We start from the raw sequence: 12,454 nt of genomic DNA on the forward strand, positions 1-12,454 counted from the left end.
AATTTTAGGCTAATTTTGAAATTCTCTGTAAGGGGGAAAGGAGCCCCAATTACTCTGCTTTGCTTCGCTCGCAATGACACAAAATTTGTGTTTTGGTGATTTTTGCTCGTAGATTGCCACGAATTTTGCTGACGCAAAATTCTCGCAATGACAGATTAAGCAAAATTTGCCAAATTTAAACAAATGCCTAAATTTCGCCACTTCCCTTATACATACAATGCTCGAAGATAAATTTATGCTCTTCTGGCAGTGTCGCAAAAATCTCATTTGCGAGTGCGCGTATCTCCCAAAGTGCCGATTTGCTAGAACGAAGAGAAAGGAAGTTTTGCAAGCTTCTAGCATTTATGCTCCACGCTAACTCGGTTTTATAGCACTCTGGCAGACAGTATTTGGCGATATCTAGGCTGGTGTTTGCGCCTAAAATTTCCCTTAGATTATTTAGGGCTTTTATGCTTGCGCTATCGACAGCCTCGTTGCCTGTTAGCACGATGTATTTTGCGGCACTATCGCTTGTGATTTCAGGCTCATTTCTTAGCTCTTTTAGCGTGTAGCGGGTGGATTTCACGCTCAGACTAGCCATGCGATGCCTCGCTAATTCTTGCAAAAGCGCGCGCGAGATGCCCTTGATATAAAAATTATAAAAAATATGTTCGAGCGTAGATGAGTGCTTCATTTCATTTCCCACGCGGTTGATTAGCGCTAAGTCCTTTTCGCCGCCGTTATCGCCCCGCTCGAAGCTTTGCCAGCAAGTTCTTATGGCGTTTGAGCATACCCAAAGTGGCGTGAAATTTAGTAATTTTACTTCCATAAATTTTCCTTGATTAAATTTTATAACGCGTGATTTTAGCCAAAATTTTATAAATTTAATCAAATTTAAATAGCTTAATGTAAGCTAAATTCTGATAAAATTGACAAATTTTTTACCAAAAGGAAAAGTATGAACGACAAATTCACACGCATTGGTTTTATTTTGGCGGTCGCAGGCTCAGCCGTGGGACTTGGAAACGCTTGGAAATTCCCCACACTCGTAGGTCAAAACGGCGGTAGCGCATTTATTTTGCTCTATCTTTTGCTCACATTTTTGGTAAGTTTTGTCATTTTTATCGGCGAAATCACCATTGGACGCCTTGGCGAGAGCGATCCAGTCGATAGCTACCGAAGACTTGCCCCTAGCAACAAAGAACTTTGGAGCAAGGCCGGATTTTTGATGATTACTGCGCTTTTGATTTACTCATTTTACAGCGTCGTAATGGGCTGGATCTTAAAATACACAGCCACATCGATTTTCTCACTACCTCAAAATTTAGACGATAGCGGTGCGATGTTTAACGCTTTGATTTCGAATTCGCCACTCGTAGCGATTATCTGCTTTACGATAATGTCGCTTGTGTGCTTTTTGATCGTCTCAAAGGGTATCAAAAACGGCATTGAGAGATTAAATATCTGGATGATGCCTAGCCTTTTTATCCTGCTTGTGCTTATGGTTTTGTATTCGGCTAGCTTCGACGGATTCGCACAAAGCGCCAAATTCTTGCTTTTGCCTGATTTTAGCGCGCTAAATTCACAAAGCGTGCTTGACGCGCTAGGATTAGCGTTTTTCACACTTAGCCTTGGCGTAACTACGATTTTGACATACGCAGCAAGCCTGCCAGAGCGCACCAATATCCTAACTTCGAGCATTAATATCGTTTTAATCAATGTAATGATTGGCGTTATGATGGGTCTTGTTGTTTTCACATTTATTTTCGAATTTAACGGCGATCCAGCCCAATCTGGTCCTGGGCTGATTTTCGTTTCCCTTGCCGTGCTATTTAGCAAACTTGGCTTTATCGGACATATTTTGGCGTTTGCGTTTTTCTTAACCCTACTTTTCGCCGCCATTACCTCAGCGATTTCGATGATTGAACCAGCTGTTTATTACCTAGTCAAATCCCGCGCATTTTCTCGCGCGAAAGCTTGCGTGGCGGTTTTTGTATTTACCTATGTGCTAGGGATTGCCTGCATTTTGGGATACTATGGCGCGACAAGCGAGTATTTCGTCATCGCAGGACAGCCGTTTTTCGATGCGCTGGATTATTTGACATCTAAAATTTTAATGCCACTTGGCGGATTAATCATTGTCATTTTCGTAGGATATGTCATCAAAAAAGACGGCGTTTATGCCCTGCTTTCGCCGTATATGGGAGATTTGGGCTTTAAGATTTGGTATTATGTCCTACTTCGCGTGGTATCTCCGCTTGCGATTTTTGTAATCGCGCTAAGAGAGCTAGGAATCGTAAATTTTGGATAGTCAAATTTGAAATTTAAAGAAAGATTATGAACGATAGATTTAGCAAAATCGGCTTTGTTTTAGCGGTCGCCGGCGGTGCTGTGGGGCTTGGAAATGCGTGGAAGTTTCCGACCCTAGTCGGTAGCAACGGCGGAAGCGCGTTTGTGCTTTTATACCTCGTGCTCACGCTTGGGATTGGGTTTAGCCTATTTTTAGCCGAAATGGCGATTGGGCGCATTAGCAGAGCCGATTTGCCTAGCGCGTATAGATATCTCGACCCCAAAAACGGCGAAAAGTGGAAATTCGCTGGAATTTTCATAGTGGGCGGAATTTTTGTTTTGTCATTTTATCTCGTAATCCTTGGCTGGGTTATGAGATACATTTTCATCGGTTTTAGCGCGCTTCCTGCCTCAGTAGATGAGGCTGGCGCACTTTTTGGGGGCGTGATTTCGCACTCGCTATTTTCAAGTCTTGCATTTTATGCGCTAGGGCTTGTGCTGACACTTTTTGTGGTATCGCGCGGAATCAAAAGCGGCATAGAAAAGCTAAATTTGATAATGATGCCCCTGCTTTTCGTGCTTTTGCTTTTAATGCTAGGATATGCAGTTTTTATGGACGGGTTTGGCGAGGCGGTGAAGTTTTTATTCACGCCTGATTTTTCCAAAATCACCGTCGCTAGCGTGCTTGATGCGCTTGGACTTTCACTTTTTACCCTTTGTATCGGGATTGGCTGTATCGCTGCGTATGCTGCTAGCCTAGGAGAGGGTGTAAAGCTAGTGAAAAGTTGCGTAAATATCGTATTTATCAATATCGCAATCGGGCTAATGATGGGGCTAATCGTATTTACATTTATCTTCGAATTTAACGCTAGCCCATCTCAGGGCGCAGGGTTGGTGTTTGTATCGCTTACCACGATGTTTGCCAAGCTTGGCTTTATGGGGCAAATTTTAGCGATTTTGTTTTTTGTGTCGCTGTTTTTTGCTGGAATTACGAGCGCGGTTTCGATGATAGAGCCATTTATTTTATATCTTGTCAATCATTTTGGCATTTCTAGAAATAGAGCGTGCGGGTTATCAGGCATAGTCGTAGGCGCGCTAGGAGCGTGCTGCACGCTATCAATGAACGCGGAATTTGGCGAGAGTTTTACATTTTTTGGCAAAGGATTTTTTGATATTTTAGACTTTTTGACCTCAAATATCATGCTTCCTCTTGGCGCGCTAAGTTCGGCGATTTTCGTCGGATTTGTGATGAAAAAATCCCTTTTGGCGGAGTTTTTTGGCGAGGATATGGGCAAGGGTGCGTTTGAGATTTGGTATTTTTCGCTAAGATTTATCGCGCCATTTGCAATAATCATAATAATGGTAAATTTGCTGTTTTTTAGCTAAATTTGGAGAGTAAAATTTAAAATTTGGGCTACCGAAATTTCGGTAGCCTTTTTTTATGCTTTGCGAATTTTTGAGTAGATTACCGCTACGATGTATGATAGCACGCTCACAGCTACAAACATTAGTAGCACAGGATTCATATCCCACTCTGCTTCGTCGCCAAAAACAAGCACGGCAATATAAATGATGAAAATGTATTGCAACACATAAAACGGCGTTACAAGCACACTTATCGTTTTTAAACACGACATAATGAGATTCGGAAGCACCTTAGCTACCAGATACATTAGCCCAATCCACGCCAAAACAAAGGCGATAAACATTATGTTAAAAAATATGTTTTGGTGATAGTATGGATCGCCGTCCATCATATCGTCCCACGCATAAAACTTCGCCAATACCACGGCTGCGGCGATAAAGATAACCGCGCAAATAAGGCTTAGTTTTGTGTATAGTGCGCCTTTATCTTCTGGGCGAGTGTAGATTAAAATATCAGCGAATAAATATCCAGCTATCGGGTAGGCAATCCAGCTTAAAAATGGAAAATAGCTTCCCTCGTGTGTGCCCCAAAATAGCCCTGTTACTGCCAACATTGCGTCAGATTCAAACTCTGCGAAATTCTCGCCTAGATACATTGCAGCACCTGAGCAGATAATGCCCACTATGAGATAGCCTAAATTTGATAAATTTAGCTTTTTCATTAGCGCAAAAAATATAAACGCAAGTCCCGCAAACTGCAAAATGTCCGCATCGTAAATCTGCGTCCAGTTTTCTTCGAAAATTTCAGCGTCATCGTTTAGCTTAGAGCTAATGTAGTATGGAAGCACATACACAAGCGCGTTAAAGACATAAGATAACACCAAAAATATCACGCCACGCTTAAAAAGTAGCCCCGGCGCACTACGCCTAGAATAGACAATACCGCAACCCAAAATAAACATAAAAACAGGCGCAGCAGGCGGTGAGCCTAGGAAGTTTGCGACCTTGAAAAACACGGAATCTTCGCCGTTGTAGAAGTATTCCACGCAGTGGATTAGCACCATAAAGATTACAGCAAGACCCCTTGCTATATCCAACTCATTTTGTCGCCCGGCATTGGGCAATGATAAAAAATTCATAAATACCACAACCTCCTTTAAAAATTTTACAAAGCGATAATTATCTTACTTTATCGGTTAAAATCTAATTAATGCAAAATTAAAAAAGTAAAATTTTGCGCCTACACGGCAAAATTTTCAGCCCAGTTTAAGGGGGGGGGGGGGGGTAGAATAAACGCTTATTTTTTTATTAAGGAGTTTTTCATGGCAGATGAAAAAATAGTCATAGTCCAGAAAAATAGTAGCAATGTGGCGGGAATTTTAGCCATTATTTTTGCTATTTTAGGGATTTTTTTTCTTGGAATTGTATTTGTTCCGCTTGCATTTATTTGCGCCCTAGTCGCAACATTTGGTGCCGTAAAAGGCAAATCCTCTATACTTGTCGCAGTAATAGCTTGGATTTTGTTAATTATCGCTTTTGCAACTAGTCCTGCTTTAATAGCCGCACTTGGATTTGGTTCATCTCTTTAAAACCCAAATTTTCTTTTGCAATAGGCAAAATTTGCTAAAATTTTGCCTATTAAATTTCAAATTTTAGCCAAATATTTCTCTTAAAAAACAACACCAAGTAATAGAAGCATTTATCGGATATGAAAGCAAGTATAAAACTACCATTAAATTTCTCTGGATTGCTTCGAGCCGTTGGCTCTCGCAATGACAAGCAAATTTAAATTTTGATTGATTTGAAAAACTCGCAAACGCTGACTTCTAGGACATTTGCGATTTTGACTAGGTGTTCTATGTTGAAATGTTTTTTATTTATGCCAAGTTCAGCCATAGAAATCGTGCCGACTGCCTTGTGTCCTATCGCCATAGCTAGGCTTAACTGCGAAACGCCCTTTTGTGTGCGTATGCGTTTGACATTTTCGCCGATAGTTTTGTAAATTTGCTCCATTTGTTCGTCTGTAATGGTGCAGTCTTTCAATTTCGCCTACCTATGGTTAAACTAACTGTAAGTATATTAGTATTATAATTTCTTATCAACTAACTATGGTTAGGTAAATTTAAAATAAGGATTTTCAAATGAAAAAAATGGCTTTACTTTTAATATTGTGTGTTAATTCGTATGCGTTTTTTGGTTTTGGCGGAAATATCGGCAAAGCTAAAAACACCATATTTGAAAAATTAGATCCAAGTTTAACGATAGGCGATGTTATAGATAGTTATCAAATGTGTGAAGGCACAAAATGGGAAGAAATAAAGGCTTCAAATGGAAGAATTGTGGTTGAAGCAAGTTGTAAATTAAAAAATGAGTTCGTAACGCAAGGTAATGAATATTTTCAAAAAATCGTAGAAGAAGCTGAAAATTTAGCCGATAATGCCATACAAGATGAACAAGAAACAAATCAAAAAATAAATTCCATAACCCAAAAAGCTGAACAAGATTTAAGCAAGATAGAAAAATCATATCAACGACAATTAAATAATGCAGACAAAGCCAAAACCAACCAAACAGAGTGGATGAATAGCGCTACTGGCATAGCAGCGGAAGTAAAAATGTTTGATGATATGTGTAAGTCGGATTATAAATATTGGCTCAAACATAAGGGTAAAGCTTATGCGGACGATTTTATGAAAGAATGCCAAGCCAAAGTGGATAAAAAAAGAAGACAAATGGAATTTGAAAATGAAGAAATCCAAAAAGAACATAGTGAAAAATTGGCAAATGCAAAAGAAAATTTGCAATATCTCAAAGACGAAATCATCGAAGATAGAGACGAGCAAATAGAAAGAGAAAAAGCCAAATATCAAGAAAGAAGAGAAATTTTCGCACAAAATAAAGAAAGACGAATTAAAGAAGCAAACTTAAAATATGAAGAATTTAAACAAACAATAAAAGAAACTGAATATTTTGATTTGGTATTTAAATTTGCATTAAATAAAACAAACGAAAATTTTGAAATAGCAGGGATTGAATACAGAAGGGGCATTATCGGAAAAAAACCGCAAATATCTGGAATTAATACTTATGATGCAGCAGGAATGTTATTTTTTTGGAGCGCTCTTTACAATAATAAAAGAATAAATTTATTTTAATCAAGAAAGGTTTTATTTATGATAAATGAAAAGGTTAGAAATTTCCTGCTTTCAAGTGTAGGTTTTGACGGCGGGGATTTAGGAAGCCCCAAAAGACAAAGCATTTGGCTATGTGGTATCGAGTGGGGTCTCGGATACAATAATATCGAAGATTTAAAAAATACTCTTTGTAACTATATACCTTTAAAAAATATCATTGAAAATAATAAAAACTTTTTTGCAGGAATTGAAGATTTGTATGATAATATCAAATATCCATATAATAGAAATGCTATAAAAATACTTTCACACATGCTCGATTACAATGGAGATTATAAAAAATTTAATAACGATTTTAAGCCATTTGGAAAAAATGAAATTGGATTTTTCAAAATGAATTTATTGCCGATTTCTTTTCCAAATACAAGAGATTTTGATAAAAGAAATAAAACAGCACAAGCAATAGGTTTTAAGGACTATAACCATTACATAGAAGAATGCCATAAAAGATTTAAACTATTAAAAGAGTTAAAGGAAAAATATCAACCAAAAATCATAATTTGCACCGGAAAAACATTTGATAAATTTAAAATAGCTTTTGGCATTAAAAATGATGATATTAAGCATTACGACGGCGAAAAAAACTCGGATTTTGATTGTGCTATATCCGAATATAAAAACGGCAAAAAGTGCTTATTTGTTCAGACAAGATTTATAGTTTTTCCACACTTATGCTCAAATATTGGACTAAAAAATTGTGGTGAAAACATAAGAAAAATCGCACAAAAAAATGATATAGAACTCCCATAGCACCGTAGCGTTGGTATTTATACTACCAAATTCCTTACATTTCATTTGTGGTGGGCAAGGATGCCCACCCTACGAAAGTTAGATTTGGAATTGCAAAATTTAACACTTATGCCGACGATTTTTCACGGAGTGGGCGACGGACTAGACCGACTTGTCTGCCCTAGCCCACGCCGTGAAAAAGCTAGGCTCGTTTAATTGCAAATAATATTTTAATGTAAAAAGTGGCGAATTCCCGTAAAATACATCGCCATGCCAAACTCATCCGCCGCAGCGACGACTTCATCATCTCTTATCGAGCCACCCGGTTGGATTACGGCTTTTACGCCCACTTCATTTGCGATTTCTATGCTATCTTTGAAAGGGAAAAACGCTTCACTTGCCAGTGCGCAACCTTGCAAATCTAAGCCCAAATCCTTTGCTTTTGCCACAGCCGCGCGCGCAGCATCGACACGGCTTGTCATACCCATGCCGATCGCCACCATTGCCGAATTTTTCACATACACAACACAGTTTGATTTAGTCAGAGCCGCCACCTGCCAAGCGATTTGCAAATCGGTAAATTCGCCCTCATTTGCCGAACGCTTGGTAACGCATTTAGCATTTTTGACCTCATCAGCACCCACATAATCGCGTTCCTGATAGACAAATCCCCCGTCTATGAATTTAAAGTCATATTTATCATTTTCACGCATTAAAAATTTATTCTCTTGCGTGAAAATTTTAATGCGTTTTTTGTTTGCAAAGACTTCAAGTGCGGCGTCATCGACATTGGCTGCGATGATGACTTCCACAAAAATTTCATTGATTTTTTCAGCCAAAGCCTTATCAAGTGTGCCGTTTATCGCCACTACGCCACCATAAGCCGAAACAGGGTCGCATTTGAGCGCTTCGGTGTAGCTTTCTAGCAAATTTGATTTTATGGCAAAACCACATGGATTTGCGTGTTTGCAGATACTTACTGCTGGGGCTTCGCCAAAGCTACTTGCTAACATAACTGCGCCGTGAATATCAGTCATATTGTTAAAACTTGCTTCGCCTTTTAGGGCTTTGAAATTTAGGCTAAAAAAGTTTTCGAATTCATACAAAGCGCCCTTTTGGTGCGGGTTTTCGCCATATCTTGTCGCCATGACTTTTGAGCCTGTGATAAATTTTTTAGCACCAAAACCGCCGTTAAATCGCTCGTTCATATAGTTTGCTATCATGCTATCATACGCAGCAGTGTGCTCGTAGGCTTTTATCATAAGGCTTCGGCGAAATTCCAAATCATCGGCTTTTGCTTTGATTTTTTCGATGACTAAATCATAATCTAAAATGTCCGTTACTATCAAAACATCTTTGAAATTTTTCGCTGCACTTCGCACCATAGCAGGTCCGCCAATGTCGATATTTTCGATAATCTCATCAAAATCATCTGTGCGAATCGTGGTTTGTTTAAATGGGTATAAATTCACGCAAACCAAATCAATTCCGCCAATGCCGTGTTTTAGGGCTTGTTCGGCGTGATTTTTGTCGTCCCTTTTATGCAAAATTCCGCCGTGAATTTTTGGGTGCAGGGTTTTTACTCTGCCTTCAAACATCTCAGGGCTTCCTGTGTAGGCACTCACTTCCACAGCATTTACGCCGTTTTCACAAAGTAGCTTATATGTGCCACCCGTGCTTAAAATTTCCCAACCCAAATTTGCCAAATCTTTTGCAAATTCTACTACGCCGTCTTTGTCGCTAACGCTGATTAACGCTCTCATGCTCACTCCTTATAAATTGAAATTTATTTAAATTTTACTCGCCAAATTTTTCTTTTAAGCTCTCATACGCTTCGTTGATTTCTTGAAGCTTTTTCGTGCCTTCTTGGATAATCTCGTCATCTGCGCCCTTGCCCATTAAAATATCTGGGTGGTATTTTTTGACTAGTTCGCGGTATTTTTTCTTTATCTCGCCAAAACTTGCACTCTTATCCACGCCCAAGACTTCGTAAGGGTCTTTTTTCGAGCTTGTATTTCGCGCAGAACCACCATATCCGCCACCAGAGCTAGAATTTTGATATCCGCCGCCGTAATTTCCGCCATAACTGCCACCGCGACTATCGCCGTAACCGCCAGAATTTCGGCTATTTTGGTAGCCACCACGCCCGCGGTTATCGTAGTTTTGGCTAGAACCGCCGTATGTGCCATAATAGCTCGCCTCAAACATAGCAAAAATTTGACTTACCACATGGGAAGGCATACCAAATCCGCGCGCGATTTTGGCGATTATATCTCGCTCTTGCTCGCTAAATGAGCGATCGATATAGGCTATGTTTAAGAAAAAATAAATTAGTGCCGCTTTTCGGCTCGAACTTAGGTGAAATTTTTGATTGTAATGAAACGCGAGAGAGTAGATATCGTGCTCTTTGTCTTTGTTTATCTTATAAACTTGCTTCAAAAGTTTTCTCTCGTTTTCGCCACCGCCCATTTTGCGAACCAAATCGTCCAAAATCTCGCCTATCATCGTGGCTTCTGTCTCATTTACCACGCCGTCGCTTTTGGCGACCTTTGCAGTTAGGGTGATTAAAATTTTCGCCTCTTCAAGGCTCATTTTTGGCTCTTTTCTCTCATAGCCGGAATTTCCGCTAATACCGCTTATAAATCCCTTTATAAAATGATAAAGCAAAAAAGCCAAAAATAGATAAAAAATACTCGACACTATTAATCTTCGCTTCTAATGATTTTCGCAAATTCGTTGAAATAAATTTCGCTCAACTCTCCCAAATCGCGCGAAATGCTATTGATTTGGAAAATTTTACCGCCAGTAATGCCTAGTTTTACGAAATTTAGCCCTGCTTCGCGCGCCAAACTTTCAAATTTTGCTTCATCTTTTACGCCGAAAATCGCGCGAGTAAAGCTCTCGTCGAAAATATCTCTCTCATCATCGCACGGCATTTTAAACTCGCCACCCATTTTGCCCACACACGCCATTTTGGCTAGGGTGATTGCCACGCCACCGATTCCTACTGAGTTTGCGAAGCGCAATGCGCCCTGTTGGCCCGCTTTAATCGCAAAATCCCAAAGTTTGCGCTCTTTGACTAAATCTAGCTTTGGTAGCATGCCTCCGATTGCGCCTTTTATGGCTTGTTGATACAGCGAACCTGAAAACACGCCGTATGTATCGCCCACCAAATAGACGCTAGTATCAGCCTGAGTGAAATCACTAGGGATAATCTCGCCGTTATTTACGCCCACGGTTACGATCGCAGGGGTCGGCTGGATACTCACACCCTCTGTTTCGTTATACAAACTCACATTTCCGCTCACAACTGGCGTATTTAGAGCCTTGCAGGCCTCTTTGATACCCTCTGCGCCCTGTGCGAACTGCCACATAACCTCTGGGTTTTGCGGGTTGCCGTAGTTTAGGCAGTCAGTTATGGCTAGCGGTGTCGCGCCACTAAGGGCTACCTTGCGTCCGCTCACAGCCACAGCAAGTGCTGCGCCAGTGAAAGGATCTATATAATTCATGCGGGTGTTGCAATCCATAGCGATTGCGAGTTTTGTGCCATTTTCTTTGACTCTCATTACCGCTGCACCCAATTTGCCTGGGCGTTTGGCTGAGTTTAGCCCGACATTTGCGTCGTATTGATCGTAAATGAGTGATTTATTTAGCACATCTGGGTGCGAAAAAACCTTGTCAAAATCGGCGTTTATGTCAAATTTATCAGAGCATGTGCATAAATTTTGGTTTGCGATTTCGTCCAAATACGCTGGGCGTTTTGTAGGGCGGTCTAAAATCGGTGCTGCTTCGCTTAAAGGCTCGATTGGAATCTCGCCAGCTAACTCGCCGTGCCAGTAAAGCTCCATTTTACCGGTATCGGTTACTTCGCCGATGACTTCTGCGTCTAAATCCCACTTCGCAAAAATCTCTTTTATCTTATCTTCGCAACCTTTTTTCGCGCAAATTAGCATTCTTTCTTGGCTTTCGCTTAGCATTAGCTCATAAGGCGTCATACCGCTTTCACGCATAGGGACACGATCAAGGTGCATTTTCATACCGCTTCCGCTTCGTCCTGCCATTTCAAAACTGCTCGATGTAAGCCCCGCCGCACCCATATCTTGGATTCCAACGACATAGTCAGTCTTAAAAAGCTCCAAACAAGCTTCCATTAAAAGCTTTTCGGCAAACGGATCGCCAACTTGCACGGTCGGGCGAAGAGATTTGTTTTCATCGTTAAAGCTATCACTTGCCATAACAGCTCCACCAAGCCCGTCCCTGCCTGTTTTTGAGCCTACATAAATGACTGAGTTTCCCACGCCTTCTGCCTTGCCGTAGAAAATTTCATCACTTTTTACAATTCCAAGAGCAAAGGCATTTACCAAAATATTTCCGTTAAAACTGCTATCAAATGTCGTTTCGCCGCCTATCGTAGGAATTCCCATGCAGTTGCCATAGTGTGCGATACCGCTAACTGCGCCTTTGACTAAATATCTTTGATAGCGATTTGTTTTGGAATTTCCCACGACATCGCCAAAACGAAGCGAATTTAGATTTGCTTCGACTCTTGCGCCCATTGTGAAAATATCGCGCAAAATTCCGCCTACGCCCGTGGCTGCGCCTTGAAACGGCTCAATGTAGCTAGGGTGATTGTGGCTTTCCATTTTAAAAACAGCTGCCATGCCACCGCCAATGTCGATAACACCGGCATTTTCGCCTGGACCTTGTATGACCCATGGGGCTTTGGTTGGAAAGCCGTTTAGGTATTTTTTACTTGATTTATATGAGCAGTGTTCGCTCCACATAGCCGAAAAAATGCCAAGTTCTAGCAAATTTGGCTCACGCCCTAGAATTTCTAAAATTTTCGCATATTCGTCTTCGCTGATTTTGTGTGCCGCAATGGTTTTTTTATCCATTTT

Annotated in this window: 11 protein-coding genes; 5 read left to right on the top strand and 6 right to left on the bottom strand. The window is 40.5% G+C overall.

Annotated features, from left to right (window positions below; all coding sequences use genetic code 11):
• Nucleotides 1–187: 187 nt before the first annotated feature.
• Nucleotides 188–808 carry an FAD-dependent thymidylate synthase gene (gene thyX / locus OFN73_RS01045; RefSeq protein WP_270861849.1) on the bottom strand — a complete coding sequence of 207 codons (621 nt, stop codon included), beginning with the start codon at nt 806–808 and terminating at the stop codon, nt 188–190.
• Between the two features lie 129 nt (nt 809–937).
• Here thyX and OFN73_RS01050 point away from each other — a divergent pair, with 129 nt between their 5' ends.
• The gene (locus tag OFN73_RS01050) at nt 938–2,290 is read left to right on the top strand and encodes a sodium-dependent transporter (RefSeq protein WP_270861850.1); all 1,353 of its coding nucleotides are present in this window, start codon (nt 938–940) and stop codon (nt 2,288–2,290) included.
• A 26-nt stretch (nt 2,291–2,316) separates the two neighbouring features.
• Complete coding sequence (locus OFN73_RS01055) at nt 2,317–3,654, top strand: sodium-dependent transporter (protein ID WP_270861851.1); 1,338 nt, start codon at nt 2,317–2,319, stop codon at nt 3,652–3,654.
• Between the two features lie 53 nt (nt 3,655–3,707).
• Here the strand turns inward: OFN73_RS01055 and OFN73_RS01060 are convergent, their stop codons facing one another.
• The gene (locus tag OFN73_RS01060) at nt 3,708–4,772 is read right to left on the bottom strand and encodes an acyltransferase family protein (protein ID WP_270861852.1); all 1,065 of its coding nucleotides are present in this window, start codon (nt 4,770–4,772) and stop codon (nt 3,708–3,710) included.
• A 183-nt stretch (nt 4,773–4,955) separates the two neighbouring features.
• Between OFN73_RS01060 and OFN73_RS01065 the strand changes: the two genes are divergently transcribed.
• Nucleotides 4,956–5,222 (top strand): hypothetical protein, encoded by a 267-nt coding sequence (locus OFN73_RS01065; RefSeq protein ID WP_270859051.1) that lies wholly within the window; start codon nt 4,956–4,958, stop codon nt 5,220–5,222.
• Nucleotides 5,223–5,418: 196 nt separating this feature from the next.
• Here the strand turns inward: OFN73_RS01065 and OFN73_RS01070 are convergent, their stop codons facing one another.
• Nucleotides 5,419–5,676 (bottom strand): helix-turn-helix domain-containing protein, encoded by a 258-nt coding sequence (locus tag OFN73_RS01070; protein WP_270861853.1) that lies wholly within the window; start codon nt 5,674–5,676, stop codon nt 5,419–5,421.
• A gap of 98 nt (nt 5,677–5,774) precedes the next feature.
• Here OFN73_RS01070 and OFN73_RS01075 point away from each other — a divergent pair, with 98 nt between their 5' ends.
• Entirely contained in the window at nt 5,775–6,788 is a 1,014-nt protein-coding gene (locus tag OFN73_RS01075; RefSeq protein WP_270861854.1) for a hypothetical protein, read from the top strand.
• 18 nt (nt 6,789–6,806) lie between these two features.
• On the top strand, nt 6,807–7,577 hold the full coding sequence (locus OFN73_RS01080; protein WP_270861855.1) for a hypothetical protein: 771 nt from the start codon (nt 6,807–6,809) through the stop codon (nt 7,575–7,577).
• A gap of 209 nt (nt 7,578–7,786) precedes the next feature.
• Here OFN73_RS01080 and purH read toward each other — a convergent pair whose 3' ends face one another.
• The 3 genes from purH to purL are packed head-to-tail and all read right to left on the bottom strand — an operon-like array spanning nt 7,787 to nt 12,451.
• Nucleotides 7,787–9,319, bottom strand: a complete 1,533-nt coding sequence (purH, locus tag OFN73_RS01085) for a bifunctional phosphoribosylaminoimidazolecarboxamide formyltransferase/IMP cyclohydrolase (RefSeq protein WP_270861856.1) — start codon at nt 9,317–9,319, stop codon at nt 7,787–7,789.
• Between the two features lie 34 nt (nt 9,320–9,353).
• A complete protein-coding gene (locus OFN73_RS01090) occupies nt 9,354–10,256 on the bottom strand; it encodes a DnaJ domain-containing protein (protein WP_270861857.1) in 903 nt (300 codons plus the stop codon).
• Between the two features lie 2 nt (nt 10,257–10,258).
• Nucleotides 10,259–12,451 carry a phosphoribosylformylglycinamidine synthase subunit PurL gene (gene purL, locus OFN73_RS01095; protein WP_270861858.1) on the bottom strand — a complete coding sequence of 731 codons (2,193 nt, stop codon included), beginning with the start codon at nt 12,449–12,451 and terminating at the stop codon, nt 10,259–10,261.
• Nucleotides 12,452–12,454 lie beyond the last annotated feature (3 nt).

This window comes from Campylobacter sp. JMF_14 EL1 (assembly GCF_027737585.1).
Taxonomy (GTDB): Bacteria; Campylobacterota; Campylobacteria; order Campylobacterales; family Campylobacteraceae; genus Campylobacter_B.